The organism is Arthrobacter sp. B1805 (genome assembly GCF_002929745.1).
Classification (GTDB): domain Bacteria; phylum Actinomycetota; class Actinomycetes; order Actinomycetales; family Micrococcaceae; genus Arthrobacter_D.
This window is the reverse complement of record NZ_PJIQ01000008.1, coordinates 184,498-202,870: the sequence shown is the minus strand read 5'-3', so window position 1 is coordinate 202,870 and position 18,373 is coordinate 184,498. Positions and strand designations below refer to the sequence as shown.

Below are 18,373 nucleotides of genomic sequence, written 5' to 3'. Positions count from 1 at the left end.
GGCTCACCGTGCTACGCCCCGGGGTGCCGCGTCGGGGCCGCGCCTAGAACAGGTCATCCACATCGGGATTGAGCGTGCGGAGCACGTCGCTGTGCAGCGTGCCGTTGGTCGCGAGGGCATTGCCGCCGAAGGGCCCTTCCTCGCCGTCGAGCGATGTGAAGCGACCACCGGCCTCGGTCACGATCGGAACGAGCGCCGCCATGTCGTACAGGTTCAGTTCCGGTTCACAGGCGATGTCGACGGCGCCCTCCGCCACGAGGCAGTAGGACCAGAAATCGCCGTACGCCCGGGTTCGCCACACGCGGTCGGTCAAATCGACGAACTCGTCCAACGCGCCGCGCTCCCGCCAGCCGGACAGACTCGAGTAGGACAGCGAGGCGTCCTCCAGACGTGAGACGTTGGAGACCCGGAGGCGCTGGGCTGCCGCGAGCGACTTGCCCGTATAGGCGCCCGTTCCGTCGGCCGCCCACCAGCGCTTACCCAGAGCGGGCGCGCTCACGACGCCGACCACGGGTTTGCCGTTGTCGATCAGGGAGATCAGCGTCGCCCAGACCGGTACGCCGCGCACGAAGTTCTTGGTGCCGTCGATCGGATCGATAACCCACCTGCGGGTTCCCGAGCCCGTGCTGCCGAACTCCTCGCCCAGCACCGCGTCCCGCGGACGGGCCCGGGACAACTGTCCGCGGATCGCCTCCTCGGCACCCTTGTCGGCATCGGTGACGGGGGTGAAGTCGGGTTTGGTCTCGACGCGGAGGTCGAGGGCCTTGAAGCGGGACATCGTCTGGTCATCGACCGAGTCGGCCATGATGTGGGCGAGTCGGAGGTCGTCGTTGTAACCCTGCGTGAAACTCATACGACTCAACCTATCGTCTCGGAAGACCCTTCCCGCGCCGGGGCGCGGAAAGCCCCGCAACAGCAGAAAGCCACCGCCGGCATGCGCCGAGCGGTGGCTTCCTGACCATGCCGCAGAGCGGCAGGAGAGGTATTAGAGAACGGTGATGTTCTCGGCCTGGGGGCCCTTGGGACCCTGGGTGGTCTCGAAGTTGACCTTCTGGTTCTCTTCGAGGGAACGGTAGCCGTTCGAGTTGATCGCCGAGAAGTGAGCGAAGACGTCAGCGCCTCCGTCGTCGGGAGCGATGAAGCCGAAGCCCTTTTCGGCGTTGAACCATTTCACTGTGCCTGAAGCCATGGTGTATTTCCTTACCTGGGAGAGCCTCCCGACGTTCGGGTGCTCATCGTGGTGTTCGTTACTCGCTTATCGTCAAAAGCTGTCGAACTCCAGGTGGAGGGTCAAGGCTTGAAATTTAATGCGCAAACAACAACAGCCCCCAGTCTAGCAGTGTTCCGGGGCCAGCCCCGACCACCTGCTGCTCCACCAGCTGCTCCGCCTACTGCTGACCGAGTTCCTTCGCATCATGGCTGCTGCCGCGGGCGTCGGCGATGCCCGCGCCGAGCAGGCGCCTCAGGGAGGCCAGGCGTACCGGGCCGGACTCGCCGGCCAGGCCTTCCGCCACGAAGCTGTCCAGTCCGCAGTCGACGGCGACGTCATCATGGCGGCACCCGCGCTCGCAGCGCTGCGTCCCCGGTTCCAGGTCGGGAAATGCCTTGAGGATGCGGTCCGCGTCCACGTGAGCGAGGCCGAAGGACCGGATGCCCGGTGTGTCGATGATCCAGGTGCCCGGCGAAGCGTCCGCAGCCTTGAGGGCGAGCGCGGACGAGGACGTGTGGCGGCCCCTGCCCGTCACCGCATTCACTCCGCCGGTGGCCCGGGTACTGCCGGTCAGCGCGTTGACCATGGTCGACTTGCCCACCCCGGAATGCCCGAGCAGCACGCTCACCTGGCCGTCGAGTTCGTCCCGCAGTGCGTCGACGGCCCCGTGTGCCAGGCGGGCTGATTCGCCGTCGTCGGACCTCGCCTCGATGCCCACGGCCTCGTCCGTCCTGCTGATGATCACGCGCAGGTCGAGGTGCTCGTAGTTGGCGAGAAGGGCGGCGGGATCCCGCAGGTCCGCCTTCGTGATGCACAGCAGCGGTTCGATCCCGGCGTCGTAGGCCGCCACGAGCGCCCTGTCGATGAAGCCCGTCCTCGGTTCGGGATTGGCCGCGGCGACGACGATCACGAGCTGGTCGGCGTTGGCGACAACCACCCGCTCGACCGGATCGGTGTCGTCGGCGCTGCGCCGCAGGACGGTGCGGCGCTCCTCGATGCGCACGAGCCGAGCGAGTGAGTCGGCACCGCCGGACAGGTCGCCCACCAGTGCCACGAGATCACCTGCGACGACGGCGTTCCGGCGCAGTTCGCGCGCACGGGCTGCGATCACGATCCGCTCGTCCGGTGTGTCCTCGTCGACGACGGTGGTGTACCGGCCGCGGTCCACGGTGACCACGCGTCCGGTCACGGCGTCGTCGTACGCCGGACGGTTCTTGGTCCGGGGGCGGGATCCCTTCTTGTTGGGCCGAATCCTGATGTCGGACTCGTCCCAGGACCGGGATCCGCGGCGGTTGCCGGCCTCGCTCATGCGTGAGCTTCCCGCGCGGAGACGGCGGTGGTGGCGGAGGCGGTGGCTGTGACGGCAGCCCAGAGCTCGGGGAACTCAGGCATGGTCTTGGCCGTCGTCGCGATGTTCTCCACCTCCACGCCCTCCACGGCGAGCCCGATGATCGCGCCGGCGGTCGCCATACGGTGGTCCTCGTACGTGTGGAAGCGGCCACCGTGGAGGGGTGCAGGCCGGATGATGAGCCCGTCCACCGTCTCCTCGGCGTCACCGCCGAGTCCGTTGATCTCGGCGACGAGCGCTGCAAGCCGATCGGTCTCGTGCCCGCGGAGGTGCGCGATTCCCGTGAGGGTCGACGGCGTCGTCGCGAGGGCACAGAGGGCCGCTACCGTCGGAGCGAGTTCGGAGGTGTCCGCGAAGGTCCCGCCCGAGATCGAGGCGCCGCCCGTCACGGTGAGCACGTCACCTTCGAGACGGGCTGAGGCACCCATCAGCGGAAGGATCCGCCGCCAGTCATCGCCCACCTGGGTGGTCCCCGCGGGCCAGTTCCGCACGCGGACGGTTCCGCCGGTGACCACGGCCGCGGCCAGGAACGGACCCGCGTTGGAGAGGTCGGGCTCGACCGCGACGTCGAATGCGGCGATGGGACCGGGGCAGACCCTCCAGTTGTCCGGCACGGCGTCGTCGACGGATACGCCGAGTGACCTCAGTGTCTCGACGGTCATGCGGACGTGGTCGAGGCTGGGAACGGGCTTGCCCACGTGTTCGAGGTGTAGGCCCTCCGTGAAGCGTGCGCCCACGAGGAGGAGCGCGGACACGAACTGCGAGGAGGCGGAGGCGTCGATGACGAGGCGCCCACCGCGGACGCTGCCTTCGCTGCGCACGGTGAACGGCAGGGAGCCGGATCCGCCGTCGTCGACGGACAGCCCGAGACCCCGGAGCGCCTCGACGATGCCCCCCATCGGACGACGCCGGGCGTGCGGATCGCCGTCGAACCTCGTGGAACCGGGCACGAGCCCGGCCAGCGGAGGGACGAATCGCATGACCGTGCCGGCGAGTCCACAATCCACGGCACGGGACTGCCCACCGTCCATCCTGCCCGGCAGGGGAGTGACGTGCAGATCCGGGCCGAAATCGCCGTCGCCCGGCACCTCGTCGATCACCGCGCCGAGGGAGCGAAGGGCAGCGACCATGAGGGCGGAGTCGCGTGAGTGCAGTGGGCGCCGGATGACGCAGGGTCCGTCGGCCAGTGCGGCGAGCACCAGGTAGCGGTTGGTGAGTGACTTCGAGCCCGGAACCGAGATCTCGGCATCCACGGGACGGGTCAGGCGGGGTGCCCGCCATACGTGCTGGTCGGATCCCCCGCCTGATGACGCTGTCACGGAACTTATGAACCGACGACGTCGGCAGCGGTCTTGCGCACGGCCTGGTCGGCCTTCTGAAGCTGCTTGCGGGCATCCCGGCCGAGGCCGGCAGCGCCCTTCTTGGCGTCGATCGCGAGGTGTTCGGCGCGCCAGGCGATGCCGGGACGGCCGTTCGTGTCGACGGTGGCCAGCAGGACGGCGCCGATCAGCGAGAGGTTCCTGAGCAGCTGCGAGCGGCGGGCTTTCTTGCCCTCCGTGGTCGAGGCATCGGCCGAGCGGTAGTCGACAAGGGTGTTGACCGTGGCCGTCACGGCGAGCAGGAGGGCCGCGACGCGGGAGAACCGCCCGATGCCCAGCAGGAGTGCGGCTCCGACCTGGGTGGCGCCGAGCACCTGACCCACGAGCTTCTCGTTGCCGGTGACCGCTGCTGCCGAGGGGACCACCTTGGTCAGACCAGCGAGGACGGGCTTGAGCTGGGGAGCGGTGGTGCCGGCAGTGCGGAGCCGGTCCACGCCCGAGAGTGCGAAGCTGCTGGCGATCAAGGGTCGGGCGATGACGCGGACAAGGGTCACAATTGCCTCCTGGTTACCGGCGGAATCCGCCGAGCATTGGGTTCACGGGTACGAAGCACGCTGGGTCTAGTTTTGCATGCCGCACCAGCACGCGCGATCCGGAGCCGCTTCCGTATCGGCGCTTGCGGCAGGGGCGGCGGCGGCGAGGGCGGGGAAGCGCGGGTAGTGACACCGGCCGGGGTGGCCTGCCGCAGGAATAAGGCGGTTCTCGAGGGGGTTGGAAGAACCATGGAAGCATTCGGAACGGGACATCGGAGGCGCGTGTGACGGGCTCACAGACCGGGACGGTGGTACCGGCGGATTTCCAGCTGTCGACGTCGGTCCAGCGGCGGGCTTCAACGGCGCCGCGACAGCGGGGACGCGTAGACTTTGGCACGATGAATACAACAGCCCCCGCAGGCAGCAGCCAGGCCGAAGATGCACAGTTGGACGTGTCGACGGAGTCGGAAGCCGACCGTAAGGCGCGCTTCGAGCGTGACGCCATGCAGTATGTCGACCAGCTCTACTCCGCTGCCATGCGCATGGCCCGCAATCCCAGCGACGCGGAGGACCTGGTGCAGGAGGCCTACACGAAGGCGTTCTCCGCCTTCCACCAGTACAAGCCGGGAACCAACCTGAAGGCGTGGCTGTACCGCATCCTCACCAACACCTACATCAACCTGTATCGCAAGAGGCAGCGGGAGCCGCTGCAATCGCACTCCGACACCATCGAGGACTGGCAGCTCGCAAAGGCTGCAGAGCACACCTCCGCCGGTCTCCGCTCGGCAGAGGCCGAGGCGTTGGACCACCTGCCGGACTCCGACGTGAAGAGTGCGCTCCAGGCGATCCCGGAGGAATTCAGGTTGGCGGTCTACTTCTCGGACGTCGAAGGCTTCGCGTACAAGGAAATATCGGAAATCATGAACACGCCCATCGGGACCGTCATGTCCCGGCTGCACCGCGGCCGCAAGCTGCTGCGTGAACTCCTCGCGGAGTACGCGCGTGAGCGGGGACTCCGTGTCACCACGGGTGCTGGTGCCAAGACCCAGAGCGGGGCGGGCGCAGCGGGCAAGGAACAGGAGATGGAGAAATGAGCGATTGCGAGAGTATGGGCGATTGCGCCGACTCGAGGATCGAGAGGCTGTACGAGTACCTGGACGGCGCGCTGTCCCACCAGGATCTCGTCGAGATCAAGGACCACCTGAACGGGTGCCCGCAGTGCGCCGAGGAGCACGATCTGGAATGCGTGATTCGGTCGGTCGTCAAGCGATCCTGCACGGAGGTTGCGCCGTCGACCCTGAAGGCGAGCATCCTCGACCGCATCAGCCAGCTCAAGACCGTGGATCACTGACTCCCCGGCACCTGCGGACGCGCGAGGCGACAGAGCCCCACACGACAGAACCTCCGGTACCCTGACGGGCCGGAGGTTCTGTCGTTCGTACTGGCGGTGCTTGTAACGCCTGGACTCAGGTGTTGGGGCGCTTACCGTGGTTCGCGCCTCCACGCTTCCGGTCGCGACGCTTGCGTGCTCGCTTGCTCATGGCTGCCTCCTTCTTCTTCAGGCACTGTAGACGTGCAGAACTGCACCCAAGTCTCCCATACCGCGACCGGCGTCGCCTAAACAGCCCCCGACCCCAGCGCGACGGCCGCACTGCACGCGGCGTTGAGACAGCTCCGAAGACAGCTCCGACGACAGCGCTACCCCTAGGATGGGGGCACCGTCCGTGATCGAAGGAGATGACCTATGCGTGCCGCCTACGCCGCCACCCAGTCGGGGGACGATCCGCTCCGCGGCCTGGTCGTCGGCGACCTCGACGTCCCGGCTGCCCTTGAGGGGTTCGTCAGGGTCGAGGTCGTCGCATCCTGCCTCAACCACCACGACCTGTGGTCGCTGAAGGGCGTCGGGCTGCCCCAGGACCGGCTTCCGATGGTGCTCGGGTGCGACGCTGCCGGACGGGACGACGACGGCAACGAGGTGATCGTCCACGGCGTCGTGTCCTCGCCGCAGTGGCGGGGCGACGAGACCCTGGACCCGCAGCGGTCGCTCCTGTCGGAGCGGTACCCGGGAACCATGGCGGACTACGTGTGGGTGCCCGAGCGGAACCTGGTCCCGAAACCGCCGGAACTGTCCTTCGAGGAAGCCGCATGTCTGCCCACGGCCTGGCTCACGGCCTACCGCATGCTGTTCACCGTCTCCCCGGCGGCACCCGGCGCCACGGTGCTCGTGCAGGGAGCCGGCGGTGGCGTCGCGTCCGCCCTGATCGCACTCGCAGCGGCCGCCGGCTTCCGCGTCTGGGCGACGAGCCGCAGCGGGTCCAAGCGGCAGCAGGCGCTGGAGCTGGGAGCGGACCAGGTGTTCGACGCCGGTGCACGGCTGCCCGAGCGCGTCGACGTCGTCTTCGACTCGGTGGGTGAAGCCACCTGGGCGCACTCCCTGAAGGCGCTCGTGCCCGGAGGAACAGTCGTGACGTGCGGCGCCACGAGCGGTGCCGCGCCCTCGGCGGACCTCAACCGGGTGTTCTTCCTCCAGTTGCGCGTGCTGGGCTCCACGATGGGTACCCGTGAGGAGCTCGTGCGGCTCACCCGCTTTTTGGTCGCGACCGGCATCCGGCCCGTCATCGACGCGGTGCTGCCCCTCGAGGACGCGCCCCGGGGTTTCCAGCGCATGCTCGACGGCGACGTGTTCGGCAAGATCGTCTTCCGCCACTGACCCGGGCGTGGCCCGGAACGCGACAGGGAACCCTCCACTCGAGGGTTCCCTGTCGGTACTACGGCGACCTGGAGGGTCGACGCCTGGCGCCTACTCCGGCGCGGGCACATCCAGCCACTGGAACCAGCCGCGGTGCAGCACGAGCCAGGCGATCAGCCCGTACCCGGCCTGCCCGGGCGTTCCGCCGTTGGCAGCGAGATCGTGGCGCCACTGCTCGTGCGCGAGCAGTGGCGTGAAGGTGTCCACGAAGACGTGTTTGCGACGCGTCGTCACGTCGCCGAAAGCGGCCGAGAGGTCGGCGAGGCGGCGGTTGCGTTCGGCGTCGAGTCCGGGAGGAGGCCCGACGACGAGCACCTTGACGCTCATCTGGGCTGCCCCGTCGAGGATGTTGGCGAGATTGAGCCGGCTCCGCGCGGTCGACAGTTCGAGGTCCAGATCGCGGTCGGAGAGACCGATAACGAGCCGGTTGTCGGCGCCGTCGTCGAAGCGGCGCCCCGCCTCCTGCAGCCAGCGGTTCGCCAGTGCCTCGGTGCCCTCTCCGGGCGCCGCGAGGCTGTATGCCTCCAGCGAGGCGTTGTCGGGGCGGGTACGGGCCATCACGCGTCCGACCCACCCGAGCGCTCGCGGATCACCGAGCCCCGCGAGGAGTTCGTCGCCCACTGCTGCTAGTCGGATTCTGCGTTGTTCCACTGGTCCCTCGGTGTGCTGGTCGTCGGATGGGTGCGGGCCGCCGGATGAGCGGCGCACGCTCCTGAAGACATTAACTCTGTCCGAGGCATGGCTCGGTTAAAGACATTGGGTGGGGCCTCGGCCCCACCCAACATCATACTGATGGCCTGCTACTGACGGCCGAAGGCCCTCTTGATGAGGAGTTCCTGCTCCACCGCGTGGCTCTTGGCCGATCCCGTCGCCGTGGAAGCGGACGCCGGTCGGGACGCAAGGCGCATCGGCCGGTCCAGCTCCTGCGGCAGGTTGAGGCCGATGAACGGCCAAGGCCCCTGGTTGGCCGGCTCGTCCTGCGCCCAGACGATCTCCGCGTTCGGGTACTCGGCCAGTGCCGCCCTGATCTCCTCCAGAGGGAGCGGGTACAGCTGCTCCACCCGGACGATGGCAGTCCTGCCGTCGTCCAGCTTCTGCCGGGAGGAGAGGAGGTCGTAGTAGAGGCGACCGGACACGAGGATCACGCGCTCGACGTCACTCCCGGCAGTGCCGAGGGTGGTATCGGGGATGACGGGCTGGAAGGTGCCCTGCGTGAAGTCCTCCACCGAACTGGCGGCGGCTTTCAGGCGCAGCAGCTGCTTCGGCGTGAAGATCACCAGCGGCTTCCTCGGACGCTTGTACGCGTGGCGACGCAGCAGGTGGAAGTGCGACGCCGCGGTGCTCGGGTTGGCGACGACCATGTTCTCCTCGGCGCACATCTGCAGGAAGCGCTCGATGCGGGCGGAGGAGTGATCCGGCCCCTGGCCTTCGTACCCGTGGGGCAGCATCAGCACGAGGGAGGAGCGTTGCCCCCACTTCTGCTCTGCGGAACTGATGAACTCGTCGATGATGGTCTGCGCGCCGTTCACGAAGTCGCCGAACTGGGCCTCCCAGATCACCAGCGCATCCGGCCGTTCCACGGAGTAGCCGTACTCGAAGCCCATGGCCGCGTACTCGGACAGCAGGGAGTCGTAGACCCAGAACTTCGCCTGGTCCGCGCTGAGGTCGTCCAGCGGGAGCCACTCGTGGCCGGTCGCGCGGTCGTGGAACACCGCATGGCGCTGCACGAAGGTACCGCGGCGCGAATCCTGGCCCGCGAGCCTCACGGGCACGCCCTCCATGACGAGCGAACCGAAGGCCGCGATCTCACCGAAGCCCCAGTCGATCCCGCCTTCCCTCGACATCTGCTCGCGCTTCTCCAGGAGGGCCTTGAGCTTCGGGTGCACCGTGAAGCCCTCTGGGACAGCGGTATGAGCGGCGCCGATGTGCGCCAGCATCTCTGCGCTGATGGCGGTCCGGCGGGCGTCGCTGTCGCCGCCGTCCGCCTGCTGCGCGTACGGCCGCTCGAGGTCCGAGACCGCCTGCGGGTCCTTGGTCACGACCGGGATCGGCGACGTCTGGGCAGCATGCGTCTCGGCGAAGACGCGCTCCAGGCGCTCCTGGTAGTCGCGCAGCGCCTGCTCCGCCTCCTCCTGGGTGATGTCCCCACGACCGATCAGGGCCTCGGTGTACAGCTTGCGCACCGAACGCTTGGCCTCGATCAGGTTGTACATCATGGGCTGCGTCATCGAAGGATCATCGCCCTCGTTGTGGCCGCGACGGCGGTAGCAGACCATGTCGATGACGACGTCCTTGTTGAACCGCTGGCGGAACTGGTACGCCAGCTGCGCCACGCGCACCACGGCCTCGGGGTCGTCCCCGTTCACGTGGAAGACCGGCGCCTGGACCATCTTCGCGACGTCGGTGGAGTACACCGAGGAGCGCGACGACGTCGGGCTCGTGGTGAAGCCCACCTGGTTGTTCACGATCACGTGGATGGTGCCACCGGTGCGGTACCCGCGCAGCTGCGACAGGTTGAGGGTCTCGGCCACGACGCCCTGGCCGGCGAAGGCTGCGTCACCGTGGATGAGGATCGGCAGCACGGGGAAGGTGTCGCCCTGGTCGAGGAGGTCCTGCTTGGCGCGGACGATGCCCTCGAGGACGGGATCGACGGCTTCCAGGTGCGACGGGTTCGCGGCCAGGTAGACCTTCGTCTGGTTCCCGGCGTCGGAGGTGAAAGTGCCCTCGGTGCCGAGGTGGTACTTCACGTCGCCCGAGCCCTGGACGGAGCGCGGATCCTGCGTACCCTCGAACTCGCGGAAGACCTGCGCATAGGTCTTGCCGGCGATGTTGGTGAGCACGTTCAGGCGTCCCCGGTGGGCCATGCCGATGGCGACCTCATCGAGGCCGTCGTCGGCCGCGCCCGAGATCACGGCGTCCAGCAGCGGGATCAGGGATTCCCCGCCTTCGAGCGAGAAGCGCTTCTGGCCGACGAATTTCGTCTGCAGGAACGTCTCGAAGGCCTCCGCCGAGTTCAGCTTGTGCAGGATGCGCAGCTGCTCCTCACGGCTCGGCTTCGAGTAGGGGTGCTCGAGCTCGTCCTGGAACCACTGGCGCTCTGCCGGGTCCTGGAGGTGCATGTACTCGATACCGGTGGTTCGGCAGTAGGCATCCCGCAGCACCCCGAGCATGTCGCGGAACTTGAGCATGGGCTGGCCGCCGAAGCCGCCCGTCGGCCACTCCCGGTCGAGGTCCCACAGGGTGAGCCCATGGGTGCGGATGTCGAGGTCGGCGTGCTTGCGCTGCACGTACTCGAGCGGATTGGTGTCCGCCATGAGGTGGCCGCGCACGCGGTAGGCGTGGATGAGCTGCTGGATCCGGGCGACCTTGTTGATCTGGTCCACCGGGTCGACCTGGATGTCGGCACTCCACCGCACGGGCTCGTAGGGGATGCGGAGCGACTCGAAGATCTCGTCGTAGAAGCCCTGCTCACCCAGCAGCAACCGGTGGATGATCCGCAGGAACTCACCGCTGCCGGCGCCCTGGATGACGCGGTGGTCGTAGGTCGAGGTGAGCGTGATGGTCTTGCTGATGGCGTGCTTGGCGAGGGTCTTCTCGCTCGAACCCTGGAACTCCGCAGGGTATTCGAGGGCGCCGGCACCGATGATGCACGCCTGGCCCTTCGAGAGGCGGGGGACCGAGTGGACGGTACCGATGCCTCCCGGGTTGGTGAGGGAGACCGTGGTACCGGCGTAGTCGTCGGCCCCGAGCTTCCCGGCGCGAGCCTTCTTCACCAGGTCCTCGTAGGCCTGCCAGAACTCCGAGAAGTTCATGGTCTCGGCCTTCTTGATGTTCGGAACCACGAGCGAGCGCGTGCCATCGGGCTTCGGCATGTCGATCGCGAGGCCGAAGTTCACGTGGGCGGGCTGGACCGCGGAGGGCTTGCCGTCGATGACGTCGTAGTAGACGTTCTGCGACGGGAACTGGGCCAGTGCCCGGATGATGGCGTAGCCGATCAGGTGGGTGAACGACACCTTGCCGCCGCGCGCGCGGGCCAGGTTGCTGTTGATGACCACGCGGTTGTCGATCAGCAGCTTGGCGGGGATGGCCCGGACGCTGGTCGCCGTCGGGACGCTCAGGCTGGCTTCCATGTTCGTGGCGATGGCCTTGGCCGGTCCGCGGAGGACGCTGACCCTGTTCTCCTCCATGTCGCCGTTGAGCGCGGAGGCGGGGAGCTGGGCCGGGATGGGCTTCGTGGCGGGCTTGTCATCCTTCGGAGCGTCGGGCTTCTTCGCCGGCTCCTTGGCCACGGGGGGCTTGCCACTCTGCTGGGTGCTCGCGGGGCTCTCACCGGACGCCTTGGGCGCCGGCGCCTCGGCCTTGACGACGGGCAGTTCCTTCGTCGGGGGATGGGCGGCGGTCGAAGCACCGGACGCCGGGGTGCCGGACGAGGGAGCTGCCGGCGTGGTCCCGTTGGGCGCGGAGGCCGTGGCAGCGGGAGCCGATGCCGGTTCCACGGGCCTTTCCGCGGAGTGGCGGCCGTTCTCCCCCGGAGCGTTCTCCGCGTCGAAGGAATCGAACAGGTCCCACCACTTCCTGTCGACCGAGTGGCGGTCCTGCTGGAACTGCTGGTACAGCTCGTCAACAAGCCACTCGTTCCCGCCGAACTCTTCAGGTAGACGGTGGCTGGTTTGTTCTGGCACTTGGTATACGCCTCTTCCGTAAGTTGCCCTGAGCGCGGTGCGGGCGGCAAGATCGGCGAAAAGCCGTGTCTGGACCCCGTTCAAGTGTAGTGATAGTAGTAACGAACAATCCAATCAGGCGTCTCGGCCGGAGCTGCGGCGTGCGATACTGCGCCCGAGCACCGGCGGCGGGCGTGACGTGGGCTCCCTCGGGCGGGCGAATGGGCGGGCGACGGTGCGAGGCACTAGACTCTTTGCGGCCGTTGCACGCGGTCGCCACAACAGGGAGAGCCATGCGCTTCATCAATCCGCCCACCACCGATCTCACCTACTCGGACGTCTTCCTCGTACCGTCCGCATCGGAGGTCATCTCCCGATTCGATGTGGACCTCTCGTCCGACGACGGCACGGGAACCACCATCCCACTCGTCGTGGCCAACATGACGGCCGTCACCGGACGCCGCATGGTCGAGACGGTTGCGCGGCGCGGCGGCATCGGCGTCCTGCCGCAGGACGTGCCGGTCGAGGTCATCGCCGAGGTCACGTCGTGGGTCAAGGATCGCCACCCGGTCTTCGAGACGCCGCTGAAACTGCAGCCGGGCAACACCGTGATCGACGCGCTCCACCTCATGCACAAGCGTGCCCACGGTGCGGTGCTCGTCGTCGACGACGCGGGGGCATGCGTCGGCGTGGTCCACGCGGCCGACTGCGAGGAGGTGGACCGGTTCGCCTCCCTCGAGTCGGTGATGCGGCCTGCGCCCGCGGCCTTCGAGGCCTCACTGTTCGACGAGGATCCCGCCACCGCGCTGCAGAAGGCCTTCGAGGACCTCGACGGCGCGCGCGTGTCGCTGGCGCCGGTCGTGCGCGACGGGGTGCTCCAGGGTGTGATCACCCGGACGGGTGCGCTCCGATCCACGATCTACGATCCCGCGCTGGACGCCGCCGGCAGGCTTCGCGTTGCGGCCGCCGTCGGCATCAACGGTGACGTCGGGGCGAAGGCCGCGGCGCTGCTCGAGGCCGGTGTCGACGTCCTCGTCGTCGACACCGCACACGGCCACCAGAGGAAGATGCTGGACGCCCTCGCCGTCGTCCGCAGCCTCGACCCCAAGGTCCCCATCGTCGCGGGCAACGTGGTCAGCGCGGACGGCGTCCGCGACCTCGTCGCCGCGGGTGCCTCGATCATCAAGGTGGGCGTGGGACCCGGTGCCATGTGCACGACGCGCATGATGACGGCCGTGGGCCGCCCGCAGTTCTCCGCCGTCCACGAGTGCGCCCAGGCCGCTGCGGAGCTCGGCGCACACGTCTGGGCCGACGGCGGTGTGCGCTATCCCCGGGACGTCGCCCTCGCCCTGGCGGCGGGTGCGAGCCAGGTCATGATCGGCTCCTGGTTCGCCGGGACCTACGAGAGCCCGGGCGACCTCCAGACCGACAGCAACGGGCGGCGCTACAAGGAGAGCTTCGGGATGGCTTCGGCGCGTGCGGTTCAGAACCGCACACGGCGCGACGACGTCTTCGCGCGCGCTCGCAAGGGCCTGTTCGAGGAAGGCATCTCGACATCGAAGATGTACCTCGATCCTGCCCGTCCGGGTGTGGAGGACCTCCTCGACATGATCACGGCAGGCGTCCGCAGCTCGATGACCTACGCAGGTGCGGCGTCACTCGCCGAATTCCGCGAGCGCGCGCTGGTCGGCGTGCAGTCGGCAGCAGGCTACGAGGAAGGCCGGCCTCTCCAGCAGAGCTGGTAGGCACGGCCCGTCCGGGCTTCCATGCGTCGTCGGCGGAATCCCTGCGCCGCTGCTGCTGCCAAGCCGATAGACTGGTCTCCTTATGGACAGTCCTTCTAGGGGCCGGCTCGACGCCGGCGCACCCTCTCCTCTTGCCCATCCGCTGCCCGGTGCCGACGCCCCGGCCGATGTCGGTTCCGACCAGGACGCAGCATCCCTCCAGTCCGACGCCGCGGACCCCCTCAGACGCGGACCGCTGCACACCCGCCCAGGCGTTGCCGAGGAGGGGATGTAGCGGTGGAATGGATCTACCTCGTCGCAGGCCTGCTCCTCGTGCTCGGTACGGGATTCTTCGTGGCCGTCGAATTCGCGCTCGTCGCGCTGGATCAGACGTACGTCCAACGTGCGGTGGACGAGGGCGACACCAGGGCCGAGCCGCTGCTGCGGTGCCTGAAGTCGCTCTCGACGCAACTTTCGAGCTGCCAGCTCGGCATCACCCTGACCACGCTGCTCACGGGTTACGTCATGGAGCCGTCCGTCGGACGGCTCCTGGAGGCGCCCCTGACCGCGCTCGGTCTCTCCGAAGCGCTCGTCGCCTCGGCATCGATCATCATCGCGATGATTCTGGCCACGCTGCTGTCCATGCTCATCGGCGAGCTCGTGCCGAAGAACCTGAGCATCGCCCTGCCCTTCCAGGTGGGAAAGGCGCTGGCCCGGCCGCAGCTCCTCTTCACGGCAGTGTTCAAGCCGGCCATCATCGTGCTCAACGGTTTCTCCAATCGGGTCCTCAACGTCTTCGGGCTCGAGGCGAAGGAGGAGATCTCCGGAGCGCGGACGCCCTCCGAGCTCTCGTCCCTCGTGCGGCGCTCGGCCGAGATGGGCACCCTGGACCAGGGCACGGCGAACTTCCTGGCTCGCACGTTCAGCTTCTCCGAGCGCACCGCGGCCGACGTCATGACCCCGCGCATCCGCATGGAGGTCATCGACTCGGACCAGACCGTTGCCGACGTCGTGGAAGCGGCGCGACGGACGGGGTACTCGCGCTTCCCGCTGATCGGTGACTCGGCGGATGATATCCGCGGCGTGGTCCACGTGAAGAAGGCCGTCGCGGTTCCTCGCCACAAGCGGGCCGAACTGCCGGCCGGCACCATCATGACGGATGTGCTGCGCGTACCCGAGACCGTCCACCTGGACTCCCTGTTGAGTGAACTGCGGGAGGCGAACCTCCAGCTCGCCGTCGTGCTCGATGAATACGGCGGAACCGCCGGTGTGGCCACGCTCGAGGACCTCGTCGAGGAGATCGTCGGCGAGGTCAAGGATGAACACGACAAGCTGAAGCCCGGCGTCCTGCAGAGTGCGGCGGGGGACTGGTTCTTCCCGGGGCTCATGCGTCCGGACGAGGTCACGGTGCAGATCCCCGGGCTCGTGGTGCCGGACGAAGCAGGCTACGAGACGGTCGCCGGATTCATCATGGCCGAGCTCGGACGGGTCGCCGTGCCGGGCGACGAGGTCGACGTGCCCGCCGGGGCTCTTCTGGTCGAGCGGATGGACGGCCGACGGATCGACCGCGTCCGCTTCAGGCCCGCTCCGGCAGCGGCTGCCGACGTGGCGCAGGACGCCGTCGTTCCCGAGCACCAGAGTGTCCCCCAGGACCAGGGCGTGCGTGAAGCGGCCAGACCCGCGCTCGCGGGCACCACCGCAGGACGAAAGGACAACCGATGAGCGACTGGGCGGGAATTCTCTGGCTGGTAATCCTCCTGATCGGCAATGCCTTCTTCGTCGCCTCGGAATTCGCCGTGATGTCGGCGCGCCGGAGTCAGATCGAGCCGCTGGCCGACGCGGGTTCCAAACGGGCGAAGACGACCATCTGGGCCATGGAGCATGTGTCCCTCATGCTCGCCTGCTCGCAGCTCGGGATCACCGTCTGCTCGCTCCTGATCCTGCAGGTCGCCGAACCGGCGATCCACCATCTGTTCGTGGTTCCCTTCGAGGCGGTCGGGGTGCCGGAGGGACTGGCGGACGGCGTCGCCTTCGCCCTCGCGCTCCTCCTGGTCACCTTCCTCCACGTCACCTTCGGAGAGATGGTGCCGAAGAACATCTCCGTCTCCGTGGCGGACAAGGCCGCACTCCTGCTGGCCCCGCCGCTCGTCATGATCGCGCGCGTCGTGAATCCTGTCATCTCCTCGCTGAACTGGGCCGCGAACCACATCCTGCGGGCGCTGAAGGTCGAGCCGAAGGACGAGGTGTCCTCGACCTACACGCTCGAGGAGGTGCAGTCGATCGTGGAGGAGTCCACGAAGAGTGGCCTCGTGGACGACGAGTCGGGCCTGATCACAGGCGCGCTCGAGTTCTCCGGGCAGACCGCGGAGACCACGATGGTGCCGCTCAACGAGCTCGTGACCGTCCGCACCGATGCGACGCCCGAGGAGTTCGAGCGGGCTGTGGGGCGCACCGGGTTCTCGCGCTTCGTGATGGTGGACGACGACGGCAACCTGACGGGCTACATGCACTTGAAGGACATCATGTCCATGCCGCAGGCGATGTACCGGAAGCCGATCACGGAGAACAAGGTGCGAACGCTCGCGAACCTGTCGGTCGACGACGAGATCGAGGACGCGCTCACCGTCATGCAGCGGACCGGGTCCCACCTGGCGCGCGTCCTTGGCCCCGACGGTTCGACGCGCGGTGTCCTCTTCCTCGAGGATGTCATCGAGCAGCTGATCGGTGAGATCAGGGATGCGACGCAGAACCAGGGAGCGCGGCGGACGGGCGAGGGAGTGAACGGAACCGAGACGCCGGTGGCCTGACGGGTGCAGGTTCCAAAGAATGCGAACCGTTCGCGTTTCGGATATGGTCGATGCGCTAACGTAAATAATTCTCATTAGGTCCGATCGAGGTTGTCATGCCCGTTGCTCGTCGTCTTGCCGTGCCCGCCCTGCTGGCAGTCTCCGCACTCTCCCTCGCCGCCTGCGGGGACGGTGGATCCGCAGCTCCCGGTGAGACGGGCACTGCGAGCGGCGAAGGGGCGATCACGATCGTGACCGCCACGAACGTGTACGGCGACATCGCAGCTGCCGTGGGCGGGGACGACGTCGAGGTCACCTCCATCGTGAACAGCCTCAGCCAGGACCCGCACTCGTACGAGGCCACCGTGCAGGACAAGCTGTCCGTGTCGGAGGCCGATCTGGTGATCGAGAACGGCGGGGGATACGACACGTTCCTGGGTCGCCTTGCCGAGGAGACGGGCGTCGAGACCGTGCTCAGCGCCGTCGAACTGTCCGGCCTGGAAGCAGCGGCCGGCACCGAGGAGCACAGCGACGAGCCGACGGGGGAGCACAGCGACGAGCCGACGGGGGAGCACAGCGACGAGCCGACGGGGGAGCACGCCGACGAGGAGGGCCACGACCATGGTGCCTTCAACGAGCACGTCTGGTACGACCTGCCCGCCATGGCGACTCTCGCCGACGCCATCGCGGATGAGCTCGGCCGGTTGGACGAGGCCAATGCAGATGAGTACCGCAGCCGTGCGGATGCCTTCACCGCTGAGCTTCAGTCGATCCAGGACCGGCTGGCGGCTCTTGCTTCCGAGGGGTCCGGCGGCAAGGTAGCGGTGACCGAGCCCGTGCCCGTGTACCTCCTCGAGGACGCAGGGCTCGAGAACGTCACCCCGGAGGAGTTCAGCGAGGCGATCGAGGAGGAGGCGGACGTCCCGGTGGCGGCGCTCGAGGAGATGAAGGCGCTCGTCTCGGGGAAGACGCTCGCCTTCCTCGCCTACAACGACCAGACCGAGGGGGCGCAGACGGAAGCGGTGCGCTCCGCGGCTGACGCGGCGGGACTTCCGGTCCTCGACTTCACCGAGACCCTGCCCGACGGCGAGAACTACATTTCATGGATGACCGCCAACACGGATACCATCGAGGCTGCCCTGTCCTGAGGGTGCCGCGGCCCGCGGCACCTGAACCACGAGAGACTGGAAGCCCCGCCGCATGACTCCGACCTCGGCACGGCGTGATCCTTCCCCGGTCGGGGCGGGAGCCATGCCGGCCATCAGCCTGCGTGGGGCAGCACTGTCCTTCGGCAGCCGCACGCTGTGGGAAGGCCTCGACCTCGACATCATGCCCGGTGAATTCTTCGCCGTGCTGGGACCGAACGGGTCGGGGAAGACGAGTTTCCTCAAGGTACTCCTGGGGTTGCAGCCCCTCGACGCCGGTACCGCGTCGATCGACGGCAGGCCCATCACGCGCGGCAGCCGCACCCTCGGCTACATCCCGCAGCAGAAATCCTTCCCCCCGGAGACGCCACTTCGCGCCCGCGATCTCGTCGGCCTGGGAGTGGACGGGCACCGCTGGGGACTGCGTGTGCGCAGCCGGGACTACAACGAGCGCGTGGACGCCCTCCTGCGGGACGTGGGAGCCTCGTCGTACGCGGATGCTCCGGTCGGGCTCCTGTCCGGCGGCGAGCAGCAGCGGCTGCGGGCCGCCCAAGCGCTGGCCACCGACCCGACGGTGCTCCTGTGCGACGAACCGCTGCTGTCGCTCGACCTGCTCCACCAGCAGGCGGTGAGCGCACTCATCAACCGCCAGTGCCACGAGAAGAACAGTGCCGTCGTCTTCGTCACCCACGAGATCAACCCGGTCATCGACTACGTGGACCGGGTCCTCTACCTCGCCGACGGCCGATTCCGTGTGGGCTCGCCGTCGGAGGTCATGACGAGCGAGGTGCTGTCCGACCTCTACGCGAGTCCGGTGGAGGTCCTGCACAGCAACGGGCGGATCGTCGTCGTCGGATTGCCCGATGCCACTACCCACCACCACGAGAGCGCCTAGGCC

General features: G+C 68.0%; 16 protein-coding genes. 9 read left to right on the top strand and 7 right to left on the bottom strand.

Annotated elements, in window-relative coordinates; translation table 11 throughout:
- Positions 1-43: 43 nt before the first annotated feature.
- The 5 genes from hisN to CXQ96_RS11135 all read right to left on the bottom strand — a co-directional run bounded on the left by hisN (position 44) and on the right by CXQ96_RS11135 (position 4,431).
- Positions 44-853 (bottom strand): histidinol-phosphatase, encoded by an 810-nt coding sequence (gene hisN / locus CXQ96_RS11155; RefSeq protein WP_104118103.1) that lies wholly within the window; start codon positions 851-853, stop codon positions 44-46.
- 132 nt (positions 854-985) lie between these two features.
- Positions 986-1,189: a cold-shock protein gene (locus CXQ96_RS11150; protein WP_104118102.1), complete on the bottom strand. Its 204-nt coding sequence runs from the start codon at positions 1,187-1,189 to the stop codon at positions 986-988.
- Between the two features lie 199 nt (positions 1,190-1,388).
- The gene (locus CXQ96_RS11145; RefSeq protein ID WP_104118101.1) at positions 1,389-2,519 is read right to left on the bottom strand and encodes a ribosome small subunit-dependent GTPase A; all 1,131 of its coding nucleotides are present in this window, start codon (positions 2,517-2,519) and stop codon (positions 1,389-1,391) included.
- Positions 2,516-3,877, bottom strand: a complete 1,362-nt coding sequence (gene aroA, locus CXQ96_RS11140) for a 3-phosphoshikimate 1-carboxyvinyltransferase (RefSeq protein WP_258059052.1) — start codon at positions 3,875-3,877, stop codon at positions 2,516-2,518. The genes CXQ96_RS11145 and aroA overlap by 4 nt, the downstream gene beginning before the upstream one ends.
- A 5-nt stretch (positions 3,878-3,882) precedes the next feature.
- Positions 3,883-4,431: a DoxX family protein gene (locus CXQ96_RS11135; RefSeq protein WP_104118099.1), complete on the bottom strand. Its 549-nt coding sequence runs from the start codon at positions 4,429-4,431 to the stop codon at positions 3,883-3,885.
- 308 nt (positions 4,432-4,739) lie between these two features.
- On the opposite strand from CXQ96_RS11135, the gene CXQ96_RS11130 reads away from it, so the two are divergent.
- From CXQ96_RS11130 to CXQ96_RS11115, 3 genes are all read left to right on the top strand, one after another.
- Positions 4,740-5,504, top strand: coding sequence for a sigma-70 family RNA polymerase sigma factor (locus tag CXQ96_RS11130; RefSeq protein WP_308662792.1), 765 nt, complete (start codon positions 4,740-4,742; stop codon positions 5,502-5,504).
- Entirely contained in the window at positions 5,501-5,761 is a 261-nt protein-coding gene (rsrA, locus tag CXQ96_RS11125) for a mycothiol system anti-sigma-R factor (RefSeq protein ID WP_104118097.1), read from the top strand. The genes CXQ96_RS11130 and rsrA overlap by 4 nt, the downstream gene beginning before the upstream one ends.
- Positions 5,762-6,154: 393 nt before the next feature.
- Positions 6,155-7,120 carry a zinc-binding dehydrogenase gene (locus tag CXQ96_RS11115; protein ID WP_104118095.1) on the top strand — a complete coding sequence of 322 codons (966 nt, stop codon included), beginning with the start codon at positions 6,155-6,157 and terminating at the stop codon, positions 7,118-7,120.
- Positions 7,121-7,210: 90 nt separating this feature from the next.
- On the opposite strand, the gene CXQ96_RS11110 is transcribed toward CXQ96_RS11115, so the two are convergent.
- Positions 7,211-7,810 carry a GDSL-type esterase/lipase family protein gene (locus CXQ96_RS11110; protein WP_104118148.1) on the bottom strand — a complete coding sequence of 200 codons (600 nt, stop codon included), beginning with the start codon at positions 7,808-7,810 and terminating at the stop codon, positions 7,211-7,213.
- 149 nt (positions 7,811-7,959) lie between these two features.
- Positions 7,960-11,841, bottom strand: a complete 3,882-nt coding sequence (locus CXQ96_RS11105; protein WP_104118094.1) for a multifunctional oxoglutarate decarboxylase/oxoglutarate dehydrogenase thiamine pyrophosphate-binding subunit/dihydrolipoyllysine-residue succinyltransferase subunit — start codon at positions 11,839-11,841, stop codon at positions 7,960-7,962.
- Positions 11,842-12,113: 272 nt separating this feature from the next.
- Here CXQ96_RS11105 and CXQ96_RS11100 point away from each other — a divergent pair, with 272 nt between their 5' ends.
- The 6 genes from CXQ96_RS11100 (at position 12,114) to CXQ96_RS11080 (ending at position 18,370) form a co-directional block, all read left to right on the top strand.
- Entirely contained in the window at positions 12,114-13,565 is a 1,452-nt protein-coding gene (locus CXQ96_RS11100; RefSeq protein WP_104118093.1) for a GuaB1 family IMP dehydrogenase-related protein, read from the top strand.
- A gap of 82 nt (positions 13,566-13,647) precedes the next feature.
- Positions 13,648-13,839, top strand: a complete 192-nt coding sequence (locus CXQ96_RS18065) for a hypothetical protein (protein ID WP_146070868.1) — start codon at positions 13,648-13,650, stop codon at positions 13,837-13,839.
- Positions 13,840-13,841: 2 nt separating this feature from the next.
- A complete protein-coding gene (locus CXQ96_RS11095) occupies positions 13,842-15,266 on the top strand; it encodes a hemolysin family protein (RefSeq protein ID WP_104118092.1) in 1,425 nt (474 codons plus the stop codon).
- Complete coding sequence (locus CXQ96_RS11090) at positions 15,263-16,351, top strand: hemolysin family protein (protein WP_104118091.1); 1,089 nt, start codon at positions 15,263-15,265, stop codon at positions 16,349-16,351. Before CXQ96_RS11095 ends, CXQ96_RS11090 begins: the two co-directional genes overlap by 4 nt.
- Positions 16,352-16,446: 95 nt before the next feature.
- Positions 16,447-17,478: a metal ABC transporter solute-binding protein, Zn/Mn family gene (locus CXQ96_RS11085; protein WP_104118090.1), complete on the top strand. Its 1,032-nt coding sequence runs from the start codon at positions 16,447-16,449 to the stop codon at positions 17,476-17,478.
- Between the two features lie 52 nt (positions 17,479-17,530).
- Positions 17,531-18,370, top strand: coding sequence for a metal ABC transporter ATP-binding protein (locus CXQ96_RS11080; RefSeq protein ID WP_258059051.1), 840 nt, complete (start codon positions 17,531-17,533; stop codon positions 18,368-18,370).
- The last annotated feature ends 3 nt before the right edge of the window (positions 18,371-18,373 follow it).